Genomic DNA, 19375 nt, shown 5'->3' with positions numbered 1-19375 from the left:
CTAGTTGTCATACCCCAGATTCGGCGCCAGCCACCGCTCCGTCACCGCCAGCTCCTGGCCCTTGCGCTCGGTGTAGCTGCCTACCTGATCCCGGTCGATCTTGCCCACGGCGAAGTACTGGGCTTCGGGATGGGCGAAGTACCAGCCGCTGACGGCGGCGGCCGGGAACATGGCGTAGTGCTCGGTGAGGAAGACGCCACTGCGACCGGCCTCGTTGAAGCTGGCCTCGGGGTCCAGCAGCTTGAACAGGGTGGCCTTCTCGGTGTGATCGGGGCAGGCCGGATAGCCGGGGGCAGGGCGGATGCCCTTGTACTGCTCGCGGATCAGCGCCTCGTTGTCCAGGGTCTCGTCCGCGGCATAGCCCCAGTGCTCCTTGCGCACCTGCTCGTGCAACCATTCGGCGCAGGCCTCGGCGAGGCGGTCGGCGAGGGCCTTGACCATGATCGAGTTGTAGTCGTCGCCCTTGCGCTCGTAGTTCTTGGCCAGTTCCTCGGCGCCGATGCCGGCGGTGACGATGAAGCCACCCATGTAGTCGGTCACGCCCGTCTCCTTTGGCGCGACGAAGTCGGCCAGGGACAGGTTGGGCTTGCCCTCGGGCTTGATGGTCTGCTGGCGCAGGTGGTGCAGGGTGGCCAGGGGCTGGCCGTCCTCGCCGTAGACTTCCAGGTCGTCGTCACGGACCTGATTGGCCGGCCAGAAGCCGAACACGGCGCGGGCCTTGATCAGCTTCTCGTCGATCAGCTTGCGGAGCATGGCCTGGGCATCGTCGAACAGCGCGGTGGCGGCTTCACCCACCACCTCGTCGCTGAGGATGCGCGGGTACTTGCCGGCCAGGTCCCAGGAGATGAAGAAGGGGGTCCAGTCGATGTACTCGGCCAGCACCGCCAGGTCGATGTCTTCCAGCACCCGGGCACCGGTAAAGGTCGGTTTGGGTGCCTTGTAGCCGAGCCAGTTGAAGGCCGGCTTGTTGGCCACGGCCTTTTCGTAGGACAGGCGTTCGGTGCGGGCGCTGCGGTTGGCAGTGCGCTCACGGACCTCGACGTAGTCGGCGCGAGTGCGCTCGACGAAGCCGGCCTTGAGTTCCTTCGATAGCAGCTGGGTAGCCACGCCCACCGCACGGGAGGCGTCGGTGACATAGACCACGGCATCGTTCTTGTACTGCGGCTCGATCTTGACCGCGGTATGGGCCTTAGAGGTGGTGGCACCGCCGATCATCAGCGGCAGGGTGAAGCCCTGGCGCTGCATTTCCTTGGCGACGTGGACCATCTCGTCCAGCGAGGGGGTGATCAGGCCGGACAGACCAATGATGTCGCACTTCTCGGCGATGGCGGTCTGCAGGATCTTTTCCGCCGGGACCATGACACCTAGATCGACGATGTCGTAGCCGTTGCAACCCAACACCACGCCGACAATGTTCTTGCCGATGTCGTGGACGTCGCCCTTGACCGTGGCCATGAGGATCTTGCCCTTGGCCTCGGGCTTGTCGCCTTTCTCCGCCTCGATGAAGGGGATCAGGTGCGCCACCGCCTGCTTCATCACCCGAGCGGACTTGACCACCTGGGGCAGGAACATCTTGCCCGAGCCGAACAGGTCGCCGACCACGTTCATGCCGCTCATCAGCGGGCCTTCGATGACCTCGATCGGGCGCGCGCACTGCTGGCGGCACTCCTCGGTGTCCTCGACGATATGGGTGGTGATGCCCTTGACCAGCGCATGCTCCAGTCGCTTGCCTACCGGCAGGCCGCGCCATTCCTCGGTCTCGGCTTCCTTGACCGCGCCACCGCCCTTGTAGTCGTCGGCGATGGCCAGCAGGGCGTCGGTGCCGGCCGGGGTGCGGTTGAGCACCACGTCCTCGACGCGCTCGCGCAGCGCGGCCGGGATCTCGTCGTAGATCTCCAGCTGGCCGGCGTTGACGATGCCCATGGTCAGGCCGTTCTGGATGGCGTGGTAGAGGAAGACCGAGTGGATGGCCTCGCGCACCGGGTTGTTGCCGCGGAAGGAGAAGGAGACGTTGGACACGCCGCCCGAGGTCAGGGCGTAGGGCAGGTTGTCGCGGATATAGGCGCAGGCGTTGATGAAGTCGACCGCATAGTTGTTGTGCTCTTCGATCCCGGTCGCCACGGCGAAGATGTTGGGATCGAAGATGATGTCTTCCGGCGGGAAGCCGACCTGGTTGACGAGGATGTCGTAGGAGCGCGCGCAGATCTCGTTCTTGCGCGCCTCGGTGTCGGCCTGGCCGTCTTCGTCGAAGGCCATGACCACCACCGCCGCGCCGTATCTCTTGCACAGCCGGGCGTGATGGATGAAGGACTCGACGCCTTCCTTCATGGAGATGGAATTGACGATGCCCTTGCCCTGGATGCACTTGAGACCGGCCTCGATCACCTCCCACTTGGAGGAGTCGATCATGATCGGCACGCGGGAGATGTCCGGCTCGGAGGCGATCAGATTGAGGAAGGTGACCATGGCCGCCTTCGAATCCAGCATGCCCTCGTCCATATTGATGTCGATGACCTGGGCCCCGGCTTCCACCTGTTGCTGGGCCACTTCCAGGGCCTCGGCGTAATTCTCTTCGCGGATCAGGCGGGCGAACTTGGCTGAACCGGTGATGTTGGTGCGCTCGCCGACGTTGACGAACAGCGACTCGCGGCTGATGGTGAAGGGCTCCAGGCCGGAGAGGCGGCAGGCCTTGGGGATATTCGGCAGCTGCCGCGGGGCATGGCGGGCGACGGCTTCGGCGATGGCCTGGATATGCGCCGGCGTCGTGCCGCAGCAGCCGCCGACGATGTTGAGCAGGCCGCTGGCGGCGAATTCCTCGACCACCGCCGCCATCTGCTCGGGGCTTTCGTCGTATTCGCCGAAGGCATTGGGCAGGCCGGCATTGGGGTGGGCGGAAACGAAGGTGTCGGCCTTGGTGGACAGCTCCTCGACGTAGGGCCGCAGTTCCTTTGCCCCCAGCGCGCAGTTGAGGCCCACGGAAATCGGCTGGGCATGCCGCACCGAGTTCCAGAAGGCTTCGGTGGTTTGGCCGGAGAGGGTGCGGCCGGAGGCGTCGGTGATGGTGCCGGAGATCATGATCGGCAGCTCGATGCCGACCTCCTCGAACACGCCCTGGACGGCGAAGATCGCGGCCTTGGCGTTGAGGGTGTCGAAGATGGTCTCGATCAGGATGAGGTCGGCGCCGCCTTCGATCAGGCCACGGGTGGCCTCGGTGTAGTTCTCCACCAGCACATCGAAGGTGACGTTGCGATAACCGGGATTGTTGACGTCCGGGGAGATGGAGCAGGTCCGACTGGTCGGGCCGAGGACCCCGGCGACGAAGCGTGGCCGATGCGGTGTCTCCAGGGTCTTGGCATCGGCCACCTCGCGGGCGACCCGGGCGCCGGCCAGGTTCAGTTCGTAGGTGATTTCCTCCATGCCGTAGTCGGCCTGGGAGACGCGGGTGGCGTTGAAGGTGTTGGTCTCGAGGATATCGGCGCCCGCGTCCAAATAGGCCTTTTCGATCTCGGCGATGATCCGCGGCTGGGTCAGCAGCAAGAGGTCGTTGTTGCCCTTGACGTCACTTGGCCAGTCGGCAAAGCGCTCTCCGCGGTAGTCCGCTTCCTCCAGCCGATAGCTCTGGATCATGGTGCCCATGCCGCCGTCGAGGATGAGGATGCGCTGCGCAAGGGCGTGGCGGAGGGCGGCGAGGCGAGAGCTGCGATCGGTCATGGGCATTCCACACAGATGAAGAGGCAAAGGACAAAGGCCGGCAGCATAGCAAAAGCCAAGGGTGCTCCCGGCATTGGAAGGTCTCTAGAATGAGCAATGCTCATACAGGGTCGGCGGCTCTTTCATTCTCAACGCCGCCGCGATCCAGCGTGGTCGCCGTGCAAACCGTTGAAGCGCTGCTTTACTGTCTGATGACCGACGTTTACTGTGCGTCAAAACTGCGTCATGGAAGGTGGCCGTGATTCCTCTGGTGATATGCGACGACTCGAACATGGCGCGCAAGCAGCTGGTTCGCTCCCTGCCCGAAGGCTGGGCGGTATCCATCACCCAGGCCACCCATGGCGAGGAAGCCCTCACGGCGCTGCGCCAGGGTCTGGGCCAGGTGATGCTGCTGGACCTGACCATGCCGATCCTGGATGGCTATGGCACCCTGGCGGCCATCCGCAACGAAGGCCTGGCGGTCAAGGTGATCGTCGTCTCCGGCGACGTCCAGGAGCAGGCGGTGGCCCGGGTACGTGAACTGGGCGCCCTGGACTTCCTGCGCAAGCCCGCCGATCCCGCCGAACTGGCCGCGGTGCTCGCACGCCACGGCCTCTACAGCCCCAATCCGGCGGTGCCGGCGGAGCCCGTCCCGCGCCCCGAGCTGGAGGTCAGTTTCCGCGATGCCTTCCGCGAGGTGGTCAACGTTTCCATGGGCCGTGCCGGGGCGCTGCTGGCCAAGGCGCTGAACGTCTTCGTCCAGCTGCCGATTCCCAACGTCAATATCCTGGAAGTCAGCGAGCTGCACATGACGCTGGTGGACGCCCAGCGTGAGGATCGCCTCAGTGCGGTCTGCCAGGGCTACATCGGCGAGGGCATCGCCGGCGAGGCGCTGCTGATCTTCCATGATTCCGAACTCGACGACATGGCCCAGCTGGTGCGCTGGCGCGAGGCGGGGGAGTCCGGCGACATCGAGATGCTGCTGGACCTGTCGAGCATCATCATCGGCGCCTGCCTGGCCGGCATCGCCGAACAGTTCGACATCCGCTTTTCCCAGGGCCACCCGACCATCCTCGGTCACCATGCGTCCATCGACGAACTCATCGTCGTCAACAAGACGCGCTGGAAGAAGACCCTGGCGGTCGAACTCAGCTACAGCCTGGAAGGCCATAACGTCCACTTCGATCTGCTGCTGCTGTTCACCGAGGATTCGGTGAAGCGCATCACCCGCAAGATCGGCTACCTAATGAGTTGAGCATGGCCGCACAGATCGATATCAACGAACTCCACTGGTTGCTGGACATCGTGCAGAACATCGATGTCGGCGTGGTGGTGCTGGATCTCGACTACCGTATCGAGGTCTGGAACAGCTTCATGGAAAACCATTCCGGGCGGATCCTCAGCGAGGTCAGCCAGCAGTCGCTGTTCGCCGTCTTCGCCGAGATCGACGAAGCCTGGTTTCGCGCCAAGGCCGAGAGCGTGGTGCTGCTGGGCACCCGGGCCTTTTCCATCTGGGAACAGCGACCCTACCTGGTCCACTTCAAGAGCTACCAGCCGATCACCGGCGTGGAAGCCTTCATGTACCAGAACGTGACCCTGCTGCCGCTACGGGATTCCACCGGGGCCATCGCCCATATCTGCGTGGTGATCTACGACGTCACCGATGTCGCCATCAACAAGCGGCAACTGGAGCTTTCCAACGACAAGCTGCAGGAGCTATCGCGCACCGATCGCCTCACCGGGCTGGCCAATCGCGGTTACTGGGAAGAGCGGCTCACCGAGGAATTCGCCCGCCACCAGCGCTATGGCGGCCGCCTGGCGCTGATGATGCTCGACATCGACCACTTCAAGCGCATCAACGATACCCACGGCCACGCCGTGGGTGACCAGGCGATCAAGGCGCTGGCCGGGGTGATCAAGACCCATGTGCGCAATGCCGACATAGCCGGGCGCTACGGTGGCGAGGAATTCGGCGTGGTGCTGCTCGACACCGGCGTGGAAGGCGCGCGGCTGCTCGCCGAGCGCCTGCGCGAGGCAGTGGAGGCCATGCGTCTCGATGTGCTGGGAACACCCATCGCCTTCACCATCAGTATCGGCCTTACCGATCTGTCGGTGCCCCTGGGCAATCACGAGCAGATGATCCAGCAGGCGGACAAGGCGCTCTACGAGTCCAAGCACGCCGGGCGCAACCGGGTGACCAGTTTCGTGCAGCGGCTCGATTGAGTCGATTATCCGACTGTTTCACTAGGGCTTTCGTAGCGGGGTGGGGTGGCGTAAACTTGGGACACCTGTTGAGGAGTGACCATGAGCGCCATCACGATTACCGACGCGGCTCAGGATTACCTGGCCGACCTGTTGGAAAAGCAGAACACCCCCGGGATCGGTATCCGCATCTTCATTACCCAGCCCGGCACCCAGTACGCCGAGACCTGCATCGCCTATTGCAAGCCTGGCGAAGAGAAGCCCGATGATCAGCCCGTAGGGTTGAAGAGCTTTACCGCCTACCTCGATGCCATCAGCCAGCCCTTCCTCGAAGATGCCCTGGTGGACTACGCCACCGACCGTATGGGTGGCCAGCTGACCATCAAGGCGCCCAATGCCAAGGTGCCCATGGTCAACGAGGACAGCCCGCTCAACGAGCGCGTCGACTACTACCTGCAGACCGAGATCAATCCGGGGCTCGCCAGCCACGGTGGCATGGTCAGCCTGGTGGACATCGTCGACGACAACGTGGCCGTGCTGCGTTTCGGCGGTGGTTGCCAGGGCTGTGGGCAGGTCGATCTGACCCTCAAGGATGGCGTCGAGCGCACCCTGCTGGAGCGGATCCCCGAGCTCACCGCCGTGCGCGACGTGACCGACCATACCAACCGCGAAAACGCCTACTACTAGAGATAGCGCGTTTTGCGGGTACGAAGGGCTATCGACCGGTTCGATAGCCCTTCGGCGTTTCAGTGGCGCGCGGCGTCAGCCGGCAGGGCCATCAGGCGCTGTTCCTGCGCCCAGTCGAAGACCTCGCCGCGGGATTCCGCCTCGTGACGACGCTCGTCCAGTCGCTGATAGAGCGCCAGCTCTTCGTCCGGCATGAAGTGCAGGCAATCGCCGCCAAAGAACCACAGCAGGTCGCGTGGTACCCGGTGGGCGATCTGCGGATAGCGGCTGAAGATCTGGCTGAGCAGGTCCTGGCCGAGATAGGCGTATTCTTCGGGCGCCTGCGGCAGGCCGGCGACCAGCTCGTCGAAGCGGTCGAGGAACAGCGCGTGATTTTCCGACGGCACCTGCTCGGCCGTGCCGACGTCGGCCAGGAGCGCACGCAACTGGGCGAGGAGGGCAACGTGGTGGTCGAGATAGGAAGTGGCCATGGGTGTCTCCTGAAAAAGCGGCTGCGCAGTATAGGGGCACTGTCCGACGTTGTCTGGTTCGACTAGGATCGAACCTTTGCCCTCTGCCGGGGTTATAGGAAGTAGCACTTTTCTTTGCGAATCAGTTCTTGCCGGGAGGCACATGAGTCTAGCTCTCTCCATTCGCGGTCTGACCAAGACCTACAACAACGGCTTCACCGCCCTCAAGGGCATCGACCTCGATGTGGTCGAAGGTGATTTCTTCGCGCTGCTCGGTCCGAACGGAGCGGGCAAGTCGACCACCATCGGCATCCTCTCGACCCTGGTCAACAAGTCGGGCGGTGAGGTGTCGGTGTTCGGCAATGACCTGGACAAGGATCCGGCAGGCCTCAAGCGCTGCCTCGGCGTGGTGCCCCAGGAATTCAATTTCAACCAGTTCGAGAAAGCCTTCGACATCGTGGTGACCCAGGCGGGCTACTACGGCATCCCGGCACGCATCGCCGGTGAACGCGCCGAGGAGTACCTGACCCAGCTCGGGCTGTGGGACAAACGCGATACGCCGTCGCGCATGCTCTCCGGCGGCATGAAGCGCCGTCTGATGATCGCCCGCGCCCTGATCCACAAGCCGCGCCTGCTGATCCTCGACGAACCCACCGCCGGGGTCGATATCGAGCTGCGCCGCTCCATGTGGAGCTTCCTCACCGAGCTGAACAAGCAGGGGACCAGCATTATCCTCACCACCCACTACCTGGAAGAGGCCGAGCACCTCTGCCGCAACATCGCCATCATCGACCATGGCGAGCTGGTCGAGCACACCAGCATGCGCAAGCTGCTGCAGAAGCTCAACGTCGAGACCTTCATCGTCGACGTGGTCCAGCCGTTGACGGCAGCGCCGCAGCTGGACGGCTATCCGGCCAAGCTGTTGGGCGATCACTCCTTCGAGGTGCAGATCGACAAGGCCAGTGGGGTCAACGCCCTGTTCCGCCAGCTGGACGCCGCCGGCATCCAGGTGCAGAGCCTGAGAAACAAAGCCAATCGCCTGGAGGAGCTGTTCGTCTCCCTGGTGGAAAAGAATCTAGCCAAGGTCGCCCGATGAGTACCGAATTCCAAGCCAACATGGTGGCGCTGCGGACCATCGTCCATCGCGAAGTGCGCCGCTTCACCCGCATCTGGGCGCAGACGCTGCTGCCCCCGGCGATCACCATGGTCCTGTACTTCGTGATCTTCGGTAATCTGATCGGCAATCGCATCGGTGGCATGGGTGGCTTCACCTACATGCAGTACATCGTGCCGGGCCTGATCATGATGTCGGTGATCACCAACGCCTACAGCAACGTGGTCTCCAGCTTCTTCAGCAGCAAGTTCCAGCGCTCGGTGGAAGAACTGCTGGTCTCGCCTGTGTCGCCGCACGTCATCCTCATCGGCTATGCCATGGGCGGCATCCTGCGCGGACTGGCCGTGGCCGCCATCGTCAGCGTGCTGTCGCTGTTCTTCACCCACATGCAGGTGCACCACCTGGGCATCATGCTGCTGGTAATCATCCTCACTGCAGCGATCTTCGCCCTGGGCGGCTTCATCAACGCCGTCTATGCGCGCAACTTCGACGACATCTCCATCGTGCCGACCTTCGTGCTGACGCCGCTGACCTACCTGGGGGGGGTCTTCTACTCCATCGACCTGCTGCCGGCCTTCTGGCAGAAGGTGTCCCTGATCAATCCGATCCTGCACATGGTCAACGCCTTCCGCTACGGCATCCTCGGAGTGTCCGACATCCGCATCGGGGTGGCGATCGCCTTCATGCTGTTCGCCGTGGTCGTGCTTTATCTGGTCAGCATCCGCCTGCTCGTGAGCGGGCGCGGCATGCGTAATTGAGTGTCGGAGCGTCATGCATAGCGTAGAACAATCGCCCCTGGGCAAAAGCACCGAGTACGTCAGCCAGTACGCGCCGACGCTGCTGTATCCGATCCCGCGCGCGCCCAAGTGGGCGGAGCTGGGCCTGGACGGGCAGGACCTGCCGTTTCACGGGGTGGACGTCTGGACCTGTTACGAGCTGTCCTGGCTGCTGCCGTCCGGCAAGCCGGTGGTGGCCATTGGCGAATTCGCCATCCCGGCCGATTCGCCGAACATCATCGAGTCCAAGTCCTTCAAGCTGTACCTCAACTCCCTGAACCAGTCGATGTTCGCCAGCCCGGCCGAACTCGAAGCCGTACTGGTCAAAGATCTGAGCGCCGCAGCCGGTGGTAGCGTCGGTGTCAGCCTGGTATCCCTGGATGACTGGACGGCACGGGGTGTGCGACGCCCCGCTGGCCAGTGCGTCGACGATCTGGATATCAGCCTGGATCGCTATGCCCACCCGCAGGTTGAACTGTTGAGCGTGAGTGAGGCGCGGGATAGTCAGAGGTTTTACAGCCACCTGCTCAAGTCGAACTGCCCGGTCACCGGCCAGCCGGACTGGGGCACGGTGGTGATCGACTATGAAGAGGGGTTGGCGCTGGACCCGGCCAGTCTGCTGCGCTACCTGGTCGCCTTCCGCCAGCATGCGGATTTCCACGAGCAGTGCGTCGAGCGCATCTATCTGGATCTGTGGCGGCTGCTCAAGCCGGCGAAGCTAACCGTGTTCGCCCGCTATGTGCGGCGTGGCGGACTGGACATCAATCCCTACCGGAGCAGTGACGCCATCCAGCCCGCCGCGGAACGTTACGTCCGGCAGTGATCAGATGCCCATGCTGCTCAGGCTGTTCATGATCGAGCGGAGCGTGCCGGCCATGGTCGGGTGACTGACCTCGAAGCGCTCCACCGCCAGATTGACGCCTTCCACCAGGCTGCCATCCCGGGTATGGGTGGCGTCTTCGTTGGCCAGCTGGAATTCGATATCCCGGATCAGCAGTTCCAGTTCTTCCCGGTCCTCGGGCGAGGCGGGCGGATCCTGGTCCAGCTGGTGGCGGAGGTGGTCGAGTTGTTCCTGCAGATGAGAGGTGGTCATAAGGCGTTTCTCCTGTGTTCGGATTCTTTGACCGCAACCTTGGGTCAAAGATCGAGTCACAGCGCCGGGCCCTAAGCCAAACTGGCAAAGCTATGACTATAATCGGCGCCTTTCAGGCGTCTGAGTGTAACGAGGAGAGAAGCGATGACGGTCGAGCGACGTGGTTCCAGGGTTTGGGGAGCGCTCCTTGCAACGGCCCTGACGTTTGCCGGTCAGGCGATGGCGGCCGAAGCCGAGAATCCCGATCCCTGGGAAGGCTTCAACCGCAAGATCTTCGTGTTCAACGATACCCTGGATACCTATGCCCTCAAGCCGGTCGCCCAGGGCTATCAGCGCTTCACGCCCGGCTTCGTGCAGACCGGCGTGAGCAACTTCTTCAACAACCTGGGTGACGTGCGCAACCTGGCCAGCGATCTGCTACAGGGCAAGGTCGAGCACGCCGGGGTCGATACCGCGCGCCTGCTGATGAACACCACGCTGGGTGGCCTCGGCCTGGTCGACGTGGCGACCAAGGCCGGTCTGCAGCGCAACGACGAGGATTTCGGCCAGACCCTGGGCAAGTGGGGCGCCAACAGCGGTCCCTACCTGGTGTTGCCATTCTTCGGTCCCAGCAGCGTGCGTGACGGCCTTGGCCGCATTCCGGACAGCTACACCAGCGCCTATCCCTATGTCGACGATGTCGCCGTGCGCAACGGCGCCTTCGCCCTCAGCACCGTCGACACCCGGGCCGGTCTGCTGCAGGCCGAGCGCCTGATCACTGGCGACAAGTATGTTTTCATCCGCAATGCCTACCTGCAGACCCGCGAATTCAAGGTCAAGGATGGCCAGGTGGTCGACGACTTCTAGTCGCCGCCCAATAAAAAAGGCAGCCTACGGGCTAATGCCGGTCAGTTAAGCTGACTGGCATTTTTTTTCTGGTCGGATACTTCGAGGGCTTGGCCTTGATGACTCTCGGATAGGCCCGGTAATCGCGCCTATGCGGTAGAACGAAGTGCGGTGCCAAGGCGTGCAGTTCGGCCATATCACGTGGGATGTTGCCAGGGCTATTCAGCGAAAGGCTCAGCAGGAATTTCAGGATGGCCCAGCTGCAGGCGGAGAAGCTCATCTCGCAGGGATGAACTCCCGGGCACTGGCGACTCATCTGTACCATCTGATAACGCAGTAGGTTGTATCCCAGCAGTAGCCCCCATAGCTCCTGCGCCACCATGTCGGGCGTTTTGCTGCGTAGCGTGTAACGGCCATCGAGTAGACCCTGCTTGATCTCACGATATCCGAGCTCGATTTCCCAGCGGTGGCTGTAGAGATCGACGATCTCATCGGAGACGAAACGCCCAGGGTCCGTCATGGAAGTAAGGATCTGGCGCCGCTTGCCCTTGACGGTCTTGCTCAGCAGTCGCGCCTGCAAGGTGTCCGGCAAGCCGGGCCATTGTCGGCGGGCCTGCGGCGAAGTTCGAAGGCTGACAATCGCATCCTGCTTGCCCAGTGAGCGTATCACCTCGTATTGGGCGTCTTTGCGCAGTGGCAATAGCCAGTGCCGTTCGTTACCGGTTCGCTGCCAGCGATGTAGCAGACCTAAAGAGTAAAAGCCCTTGTCGAACAACGTCAGCGAATGGTCGGGGGTGCCCTCGATCAATTGCTCGGCCAGCTTCATTTCATTGCTGGCATAAGCGTCGAAGGCGCTGCTTACCAGCAAATGGCTGGTCAGTTCCATCTGGCACACCATGCGGATCTGGGGAAATCCTCCATCACCGTACTGATTGATCGCCGAGCCGTAGCGCTCGCGATTTTCGAGCGTGTCCGGAGCGCGCCAGACCACGCCGTCCACACCGAGCAAGCGCAGCCCCTGCCAGCCTGGATGTTCGGCCGTCTCATGCCAGCGCTGTTGGGTCAGTTGAAACACCTCCCGTACAGCGTCGCTTCCCAATCGCTGACGGCCTTGCACCACCGCGCTGGGCGCTACCAATGGCTTCTGACCGGGCAGCATGATGTCCAGTTGGTTGACCACATCCCAGGCCGACAGGCGACGAAACAGGGCCAGGCCGATGACGCACCAGAGCATGGATTCCAGCGGCAGCCTGCGTTTGCGTAGGGTAGCGACTCCGGCCGTTTCCAGGGCGGTCTTGACCAGCTCAGGATCGAGCAGTTCGCCCAGGGCCTCCAGTGTCTGTGTGGCCGAAGAGAGCTCGCGAGTCATTTCCAAGGCTTGAGCAATACGCATAAAAAATCCGGTGCTTGAGGAATCAAGCACCGGATTCTGTGCGACGACAGTCAGGCGTCAAGGTGAAGCTCTTAACTGACTGGCATTAGCCTACGGGCTGCCTTTTTTATTGGGGATCGGAGCGTCTAGCGCATTTCCAGTACGGACAGGCCGAGCAGTTGCTTGCCGGCGTCCGTCGCCTGGACGCGCAGGACCTCGGTATCGGCTTCCAGGCCGGGGAGTTCGGCATGGCTGGAGGGGATGAGCACGGTCACCTTGTCGCCGATCTGTAGGCTGGTGGCGGCCTCGATCTGGAAGCCGGTGCTGGACAGATCGACGCAACGCGCCTCGAAGGAGGCGTCGCCGACCTTCAATACGGCCTTGGAGTCGACATGCATGCGAATGAAGTCGCGCTTTTCACTGTAAGAACGGTCGATGGTACTCATGGCAATCCTACTGCTTGGGAGGATGGATGACGGGTTGCTGGAGGTATAAACTCCATAACGGCACCCTGTAAAGAAATTCCATCCGGTTGGCAAGCTTGAACGCCCCGGTGGATGGGAGTAGTGTCTCCGCCGTGTCGTAATCACCGTGGCCCGTGTCGGATAGTGTCCGCCGGTTTGCCGTTCGGGTGCATGCCTGGATCCTCTATGTCTAATTCGCCTGCCACGCTCTTGATCATTGACGATGACGAGGTGGTTCGCCTCAGTCTCGCCGACTATCTCGAAGACAGTGGCTTCAACGTCCTGCAGGCCAGCAATGGTCAGCAGGGCCTGGAAATATTCGAGCGCGAACAGCCCGACCTCATCATCTGCGACCTGCGCATGCCGCAGGTCGACGGGCTGACGCTGCTGCGCCGCATCAGCGAGCTGTCCATCGATACGCCCGTGCTGGTGCTGTCCGGCGCCGGCGTCATGAGCGACGTCGTGGAAGCCCTGCGCCTGGGCGCCGCCGATTACCTGATCAAGCCGCTGGAAGACCTGATGGTGCTTGAGCACTCGGTCAACCGTGCTCTGGATCGCGCTCGTCTGCGTCTGGAAAACGATCGCTACCGGGTCAAGCTGGAAAACACCAATCGCGAGCTGCAGGCCAGCCTGAGCCTGCTGCAGGAAGATCAGAACGCCGGACGCCACGTGCAGATGAACATGCTGCCAGTGACGCCCTGGGAAACCGAAGGGCTGAACTTCGCCCACGAGATCATTCCGTCGCTGTATCTGTCCGGCGACTTCGTCGACTACTTTCGCATCGACGAACACCGTGTTGCCTTCTACCTGGCCGACGTCTCCGGCCATGGCGCGTCCTCGGCCTTCGTGACCGTGCTGCTCAAGTTCATGACCACGCGCCTGCTCTACGAGTCCAAGCGCAACGGCACCCTGCCCGAATTCAAGCCCTCGGATGTGCTCGGCCACATCAACAGGGGTCTACTGGATTGCAAATTGGGCAAGCACGTGACCATGCTGGGTGGCGTCATCGACGAAACCACGGGTACCCTGGCGTACAGCATCGGTGGCCATCTGCCGCTGCCGGTCCTGCATACCCCGGAAGAAACGCGATTCCTGGTCGGCAAGGGGCTGCCGGTCGGCCTGTTCCAGGAGGCGACCTACAATGACCACCAGATGGATCTGCCCGAGCGTTTCAGCCTGACCCTCTTTTCGGATGGCATCTTCGACCTGCTGCCGGGAGACAATTTGAAAGAGAAAGAACACAGCTTGCCCGACTACGTCCGCCGCGCCGGCGGTACACTGGCAGGCCTGAGCGAAGCCCTGGATCTGGCATCCGTCACCGAGATGCCCGACGATATCGCTTTGCTGGTGTTGAGCAGGAACCTGGCATGAGCACCGGAAAAATCCAATTTGCCGAGCAGGATGGCACCTTCGTCCTGAAGTTTACCGGCGAGGTGCGTCTCACCCTGTGCTCGGCGCTGGACGCGACCATCGAACACATCTTCTCGTCGTTGAATTTCTCGTCCATCGTCATCGACCTGACCGAGACGCAGAGTATTGACAGCACCACCCTGGGCCTCCTGGCCAAGCTGTCGATCCTGTCGCGGCAGCGCATCGGGCTGCTGCCCATGCTGACCACCAACAACCCGGACATCCTGCGCCTGCTGGATTCCATGGGTTTCGATCAGGTGTTCAACATCGTCGAGACCGTACTGCCTTGCCCGGATTGCCTGACCGACCTGCCACCGCAGGACCAGTCCGAAGCCGAGGTGCGCAGTCGCGTGCTTGAAGCCCATCGGGTGTTGATGGGCCTCAATGAATCCAACCGCAATGCCTTTCGCGATCTGGTCAGTGCCCTCGAAAGGCACTGACCGAATGATCCCTTAGCGCTTGCCGGGCAGCAGCACTTCCAGCTTTTCCTGATCCCGCGCGAACTGGCGAATGCCTTCAGCCAGCTTTTCGGTGGCCATGGCGTCTTCGTTGTGCGCCCAGCGGAAGGCGGCCTCGTTCAGCTGCTGCTTGGGCTCGCCACCGGTGCTGTCGGCGTTCAGCACGCGCGGCAGGTCGCCCTGGGCTTCCGACAGCTGCTGCAGCAATTCGGGGCTGATGGTCAGGCGATCACAGCCGGCCAGCTGCTCGATCTGGTTCAGGTTGCGGAAGCTGGCACCCATGACCACGGTGTCGTAGCCATTGGCCTTGTAGTACTGGTAGATGCGGGTCACGGACTTCACGCCCGGATCTTCCGCGCCTTCGTAGTCACGGCCTTCGGCCTTCTTGTACCAGTCGTAGATGCGACCGACGAAGGGCGAGATCAGGAATACGCCCGCTTCGGCGCAGGCGGCGGCCTGGGCGAAGGAGAACAGCAGGGTCAGGTTGGTCTGGATGCCTTCCTTCTCCAGTTGCTCGGCGGCGCGGATGCCTTCCCAGGTGGAGGCGATCTTGATCAGCACGCGGTCCTTGCCGATGCCAGCCTTCTCGTACAGTTCGATCAGGCGATGGGCGCGATCCAGGGTGGCGGCGGTATCGAACGACAGGCGCGCGTCCACTTCGGTGGAGATGCGACCGGGGATCAGCTTGAGGATCTCGCCACCGACGGCCACGGCGAAGCGATCGCAGGCCAGACCGATGTCACCCTTGGCGCCGCTGAAGGCAGCCTGCAGGTGTTCTTCGTAGCGGGGCAGGGCAGCGGCCTTGAGCAGCAGCGAGGGGTTGGTGGTGGCGTCGTAGGGCTTGAGGCGGGCGATGGCGTCCAGATCGCCGGTATCGGCGACGACCGTGGTGTATTGCTTGAGTTGTTCCAGCTTGCTCATGGCAGGTCTTTCCTTCGGTTAACGAATGGACATCGTGGAGACGTGACTCAGTGGCCCCTGAGAAGTTCAGTGGCCTCGTCATACAGGCGCAGCGGTTCAGGGCTGCGATGCAGATCGGTGGACAGCAGTTGACGGAAGCGCCGCGCGCCGGGAAAGCCCTGCGCCAGGCCCAGGATATGGCGGGTGACGTGATGGATGAGCCCACCCTGTTGCAGATGTGCTTCGACATAGGGCCGCAGCTGCAGCATGACCTCATGGCGGGTCAGTTGCGGGCGGTCGCAGCCGTAGAGTGCCGCGTCCACTTCCGCCAGTAGGTAGGGATTCTGGTAGGCCTCGCGACCCAGCATCACCCCGTCGAAGACCTCCAGCTGCTCGCGGCAGGTGTCCAGGGTCTTGATCCCGCCATTCAGGATGAATTCGAGATCTGGGAAATCCTGCACCAGCTGCGCGGCCACGTCGTAGCGCAGCGGCGGGATCTCGCGATTCTGCTTGGGCGACAGCCCTTCGAGGATGGCGATGCGCGCGTGCACGGTAAAGCTGCGGCAACCGGCCTCGGTGACCTGGCCGACGAAGTCCCGCAGGGCCTCGTAGCTGTCGCGCCCGGAGATGCCGATGCGGTGCTTGACCGTCACCGGGATAGCCACGGCATCGCGCATTGCCTTGACGCTGTCGGCCACCCGCTCGGGATAGGCCATCAGGCAGGCGCCGATCATGTTGTTCTGCACCCGGTCGCTGGGGCAGCCGACATTCAGGTTGATCTCGTCATACCCCGCCTGCTCACCCAACCGCGCCGCGGCGGCCAGCTCGGCCGGCACGCTGCCGCCCAGCTGTAGCGCCAGGGGATGCTCGGTCTCGTCATGGCGCAGAAAGCGCTGGGCATCGCCATGCAGCAGGGCACCGGTGGTGACCATCTCCGTATAGAGCAGGGCATGCTGGGACAGCAGGCGGTGGAAATAGCGGCAGTGACGGTCCGTCCAATCCATCATGGGCGCCACGGAGAAGCGGCGGGACGGCTCAGGGCGCGTGGTTGCTGGGTTTGAGGCGGTTTCGGCAAGCATCTCGGTACGTCTGTGTGGAGCCGGTTTGCTACCTTTCAGCCGCTTCGGTAGAGCTGTAGCTGCAAGGGCGCAAGCGTAAGGAGCATGAGTTGAATCGGAAGGGGACCGCTGGCGGTTCGCAGCCAAAAGAAGGCGGAATGGGCATCCCGGTCCGGGTCTGCAGCATGCTGGAGTTCTGGGTAGAGTCTATCAGGAAAGCCAGGCATCCGATTGGAGGCGGACCCTTCAAGTATCGAGAAGAAAGTGAGAGATGGAGCGTGTCCAGAGCACAACGTGGCCTTCCGCAGTTCCAACTAAGAACTCTACGCCGGCGTCTTGAACCGGGTGATGCGGACCATCCAGGGGATGGTGCCGGACTTGGAGGCTTATTCGATCGACGAATGCTGGGCGGACCTCATCGGCATGCTGGGTGTCCTGGGGGCTGGACCGGAAGAGCCTGACGCGAGTGCATATACCCATCGGCGTCGGGATATCCAGCACCAGAACGCTGGCGACGCTGGCTTGGTGGGTGGGCAAGGCCTTGCGCGTGGTCAGCGGGATGGTGGGTCTCACTGATTCGCTCCGGCAGGGGCGTCTGCTGCCACTGGCGCCCGCGGGGCCTGGACATCACCACCGCCCAGGACCTGGTCCAGGCGGATCTGCTGGTGAGCGTGCAGACCGGCCAGCACGAACCCGAGGAGCGCCGCTACTACTGCAGCCTGTGTATCCAGCTCGCGCACCCGAACGATGAACCCCGCATCTTGGTGCAGGCCGTTCTGGCCGGCTTGGACCCCATTTATCGCGAGGGCTATGCCTACTCGAAGTGCGCCATGGTGCTGGGCAGCATCGTGCAGACGGACGAGTTCATGCCGGATCTCTTCGCCCCGGCCGGGCAGGGGCGGCCCAGCGAGCGGATGCGGGTGGTGGACCGGATCAATGCGCGATACGGGCGGGTGCCCGCCGATCCGGGATGGCAGATGCGGCGGGAACTGCTGTCGCAAGGGTATACGACCAGGTGGGGGGAGTTGCCGCGGGTGGACTGAGCTATAGATATTTTTCTGATAAATTATTATCGAATCTACATGGTAAAGATTACTTGGGCGATTGCATAAGCTCAATAGTGATTCCGTCAGGGCCACTTATGTACGCAACAACTGTCCCTGCGCGCGGACCGCCTGGAATGGCTTGTGAAGAGCCTTTTATTTCCCAGCCGTGCGCTCTGATCTTCTCGACAGTCACATCTATATTTTCCACCCTTACAGCGATATGTGCTGCGCCGATCGCGCCGGCGCTGCCAGGTGCCCTGCCTAAAGTGCTAGCTGTCGAATACTCCAGAAGCTCTATAGGGAACCCTGAAGGTGATACGACTAGTGCCATACGGCACCGTGGATCATCGACACCCGTTACCTCTCGCAGGAAGTCACCGCCCATTTCGCCCTTGCGGACAACTTCGAAACCCATAGCCTCCGTCCAGAATTTTACTGCTTCTTCGAGCGAAGACACTGAGAGTCCAATGTGATCTACCACTACGGCACCATTAATCATATTCAAGCTCCATTGTTTCTTCACTTCTATGAATAATTTAAATTTGGTGCATTCGATCTATAACTTTGTATCTTTATAGGAGGTTATTCGTTTGTCATAGGCCTTTCGCAGAGGTTCATTCTGACATTTCTATCTGGTCGCCGGAGCGACATCGCTACTTAGCCTCGACAACCAGATGGAACGCTCCTGCATCTTCTTCCACTCCTGCTACACCGCCCGCTTCGCCGTCGCCTTCGTCGCGTACAGGTGCCGCTATGCTCCTTGCCGGTCTTTGGATCGCGGTAGTAGGCGATGATGTCGGTGTAGCCGCTCTGGATCTCGTCGACCAGATCCTCCGGCAGCTTGGCTTCCAGCTCCAGGCGGGTGGTGTAGCCGCCGTCCGCCGTGAGGCTGTGCTGCACGTTCTCCCCATACCAGATGATGGCGTCAGTCTCGGCCTTCACGCCCTGCCGGATGTAGGTGAGCTCCGGGCGGCATAGGGCAAGCTGGTAGGTGAGGGTGGCGGAATTGCGCTGCAGGCGGTTCCGTTCGGCCCGGGCCGCGCACGGCGCTGAGAGTTGGCCGGCGTAGGTGTGGCGCAGGTCCTTCACGTTGTCGCCGCCGCCGGCGATGGCTCCCTGCTTCTTGGCGTTGTCGAAGTCGTAGTGGAAGGTCCGGACGGCGTCGTAGCTCTTGCGGTCGACCTACAGATAACTGTGCAGGTCGCCGTTGTCATATATCAGGCTAGCGCCTTCTGTTCTTTCGAAAATCCTGACAGGGCCAGGTAGGCCACACCTGCCATGATCGCTACGTCCGCGAGGTTGAAGACGCCTGTGTGGAGTGAGCCCAGGTTCAGGACCAGGTAGTCGACAACGTGGCCATCGCGAAAGAATCGATCGATGAGATTCGAACCGCCTCCAAGAGCGATCAGGTACAGAGCCGCCGAGCGACCTGGGGACTGCTGCCAACGCGAGAGCGCCCAGTAGCTGACGCCTGCGACAGCTGCCAGCGCGCAAAGGAAAATCACTGATTTCACTGTCGATGGCAGATCCTGACCGATGCTGAGGAAGGCGCCAGGATTCAGACTCAGGACCACATCCATCCATAGGCTGGAGGTGCCAAGCCGATAGGAGATTGCGGCAAGCTGAGCCAGCGCAGCGAGCTTAATCAGTTGGTCTATCGCTACAAAAGCCAGTCCCGCCCCTGCGATGGCCCAAAGGGTCCAAGTGCTCCGCTTCATCCAAATCTCCATCTATCTACGTTAGCTGGCGGCATGATCGCATCAAAGCTGCCTTTTAGCTTCGCAGATGGGAATTTCGCCGAGACTCCAAGGGCGCAGGATCCGGGCGCGTC

Annotated in this window: 19 protein-coding genes and 1 pseudogene; 10 read left to right on the top strand and 10 right to left on the bottom strand. The window is 62.2% G+C overall.

Annotated elements, in window-relative coordinates; all coding sequences use genetic code 11:
* Window positions 1–3717, bottom strand: a complete 3717-nt coding sequence (gene metH, locus AABM56_RS11320; protein ID WP_263259692.1) for a methionine synthase — start codon at window positions 3715–3717, stop codon at window positions 1–3.
* 226 nt (window positions 3718–3943) lie between these two features.
* Between metH and AABM56_RS11315 the strand changes: the two genes are divergently transcribed.
* The 3 genes from AABM56_RS11315 to nfuA all read left to right on the top strand — a co-directional run bounded on the left by AABM56_RS11315 (window position 3944) and on the right by nfuA (window position 6579).
* A complete protein-coding gene (locus AABM56_RS11315) occupies window positions 3944–4945 on the top strand; it encodes a response regulator (protein ID WP_133863081.1) in 1002 nt (333 codons plus the stop codon).
* A gap of 2 nt (window positions 4946–4947) precedes the next feature.
* Window positions 4948–5913 (top strand): diguanylate cyclase, encoded by a 966-nt coding sequence (locus AABM56_RS11310; protein ID WP_017640577.1) that lies wholly within the window; start codon window positions 4948–4950, stop codon window positions 5911–5913.
* An 81-nt stretch (window positions 5914–5994) separates the two neighbouring features.
* Complete coding sequence (gene nfuA / locus AABM56_RS11305; protein ID WP_133863080.1) at window positions 5995–6579, top strand: Fe-S biogenesis protein NfuA; 585 nt, start codon at window positions 5995–5997, stop codon at window positions 6577–6579.
* Window positions 6580–6638: 59 nt separating this feature from the next.
* Here nfuA and AABM56_RS11300 read toward each other — a convergent pair whose 3' ends face one another.
* Window positions 6639–7049 carry a PA2817 family protein gene (locus AABM56_RS11300; protein ID WP_133863079.1) on the bottom strand — a complete coding sequence of 137 codons (411 nt, stop codon included), beginning with the start codon at window positions 7047–7049 and terminating at the stop codon, window positions 6639–6641.
* Between the two features lie 142 nt (window positions 7050–7191).
* Here AABM56_RS11300 and AABM56_RS11295 point away from each other — a divergent pair, with 142 nt between their 5' ends.
* The 3 genes from AABM56_RS11295 to queF are packed head-to-tail and all read left to right on the top strand — an operon-like array spanning window position 7192 to window position 9741.
* Complete coding sequence (locus AABM56_RS11295) at window positions 7192–8124, top strand: ABC transporter ATP-binding protein (protein ID WP_133863078.1); 933 nt, start codon at window positions 7192–7194, stop codon at window positions 8122–8124.
* Window positions 8121–8900: an ABC transporter permease gene (locus AABM56_RS11290; protein ID WP_347884099.1), complete on the top strand. Its 780-nt coding sequence runs from the start codon at window positions 8121–8123 to the stop codon at window positions 8898–8900. Before AABM56_RS11295 ends, AABM56_RS11290 begins: the two co-directional genes overlap by 4 nt.
* Window positions 8901–8913: 13 nt before the next feature.
* Window positions 8914–9741 (top strand): NADPH-dependent 7-cyano-7-deazaguanine reductase QueF, encoded by an 828-nt coding sequence (queF, locus tag AABM56_RS11285; RefSeq protein ID WP_347884098.1) that lies wholly within the window; start codon window positions 8914–8916, stop codon window positions 9739–9741.
* Here the strand turns inward: queF and AABM56_RS11280 are convergent, their stop codons facing one another.
* Window positions 9742–10011, bottom strand: coding sequence for a DUF4404 family protein (locus AABM56_RS11280; protein WP_007158392.1), 270 nt, complete (start codon window positions 10009–10011; stop codon window positions 9742–9744).
* A 144-nt stretch (window positions 10012–10155) separates the two neighbouring features.
* Between AABM56_RS11280 and AABM56_RS11275 the strand changes: the two genes are divergently transcribed.
* Complete coding sequence (locus AABM56_RS11275) at window positions 10156–10857, top strand: VacJ family lipoprotein (RefSeq protein WP_347884097.1); 702 nt, start codon at window positions 10156–10158, stop codon at window positions 10855–10857.
* 31 nt (window positions 10858–10888) lie between these two features.
* Here AABM56_RS11275 and AABM56_RS11270 read toward each other — a convergent pair whose 3' ends face one another.
* Together AABM56_RS11270 and AABM56_RS11265 are read right to left on the bottom strand one after the other, a co-directional pair.
* On the bottom strand, window positions 10889–12229 hold the full coding sequence (locus AABM56_RS11270; RefSeq protein WP_263259874.1) for an IS4 family transposase: 1341 nt from the start codon (window positions 12227–12229) through the stop codon (window positions 10889–10891).
* Between the two features lie 125 nt (window positions 12230–12354).
* Window positions 12355–12654, bottom strand: coding sequence for a PilZ domain-containing protein (locus AABM56_RS11265; protein ID WP_133861613.1), 300 nt, complete (start codon window positions 12652–12654; stop codon window positions 12355–12357).
* A gap of 204 nt (window positions 12655–12858) precedes the next feature.
* Between AABM56_RS11265 and rssB the strand changes: the two genes are divergently transcribed.
* Entirely contained in the window at window positions 12859–14043 is a 1185-nt protein-coding gene (gene rssB / locus AABM56_RS11260) for a two-component system response regulator RssB (RefSeq protein WP_133861614.1), read from the top strand.
* Complete coding sequence (rssC, locus tag AABM56_RS11255) at window positions 14040–14522, top strand: anti-sigma factor antagonist RssC (protein ID WP_007158388.1); 483 nt, start codon at window positions 14040–14042, stop codon at window positions 14520–14522. Before rssB ends, rssC begins: the two co-directional genes overlap by 4 nt.
* Window positions 14523–14534: 12 nt before the next feature.
* Here rssC and tal read toward each other — a convergent pair whose 3' ends face one another.
* Complete coding sequence (tal, locus tag AABM56_RS11250) at window positions 14535–15461, bottom strand: transaldolase (protein WP_133861615.1); 927 nt, start codon at window positions 15459–15461, stop codon at window positions 14535–14537.
* Between the two features lie 47 nt (window positions 15462–15508).
* Entirely contained in the window at window positions 15509–16519 is a 1011-nt protein-coding gene (gene dusA / locus AABM56_RS11245) for a tRNA dihydrouridine(20/20a) synthase DusA (RefSeq protein ID WP_347884096.1), read from the bottom strand.
* A gap of 644 nt (window positions 16520–17163) precedes the next feature.
* On the opposite strand from dusA, the gene AABM56_RS11240 reads away from it, so the two are divergent.
* Window positions 17164–17541, top strand: coding sequence for a DUF4113 domain-containing protein (locus tag AABM56_RS11240; protein WP_133861657.1), 378 nt, complete (start codon window positions 17164–17166; stop codon window positions 17539–17541).
* A 49-nt stretch (window positions 17542–17590) separates the two neighbouring features.
* On the opposite strand, the gene AABM56_RS11235 is transcribed toward AABM56_RS11240, so the two are convergent.
* The 3 genes and pseudogenes from AABM56_RS11235 to lspA all read right to left on the bottom strand — a co-directional run bounded on the left by AABM56_RS11235 (window position 17591) and on the right by lspA (window position 19262).
* Window positions 17591–18043, bottom strand: a complete 453-nt coding sequence (locus AABM56_RS11235) for a VOC family protein (protein ID WP_178083915.1) — start codon at window positions 18041–18043, stop codon at window positions 17591–17593.
* 207 nt (window positions 18044–18250) lie between these two features.
* Window positions 18251–18753: pseudogene (locus tag AABM56_RS11230) on the bottom strand (phage late control D family protein); the annotation flags it as partial.
* Window positions 18754–18761: 8 nt separating this feature from the next.
* Entirely contained in the window at window positions 18762–19262 is a 501-nt protein-coding gene (lspA, locus tag AABM56_RS11225) for a signal peptidase II (protein WP_263259211.1), read from the bottom strand.
* Window positions 19263–19375: the final 113 nt, after the last annotated feature.

Source organism: Pseudomonas aestiva, assembly GCF_039908605.1.
GTDB classification, from domain to species: Bacteria; Pseudomonadota; Gammaproteobacteria; order Pseudomonadales; family Pseudomonadaceae; genus Chryseomonas; species Chryseomonas aestiva.
This window is presented reverse-complemented; position numbering and strand designations above follow the sequence as displayed.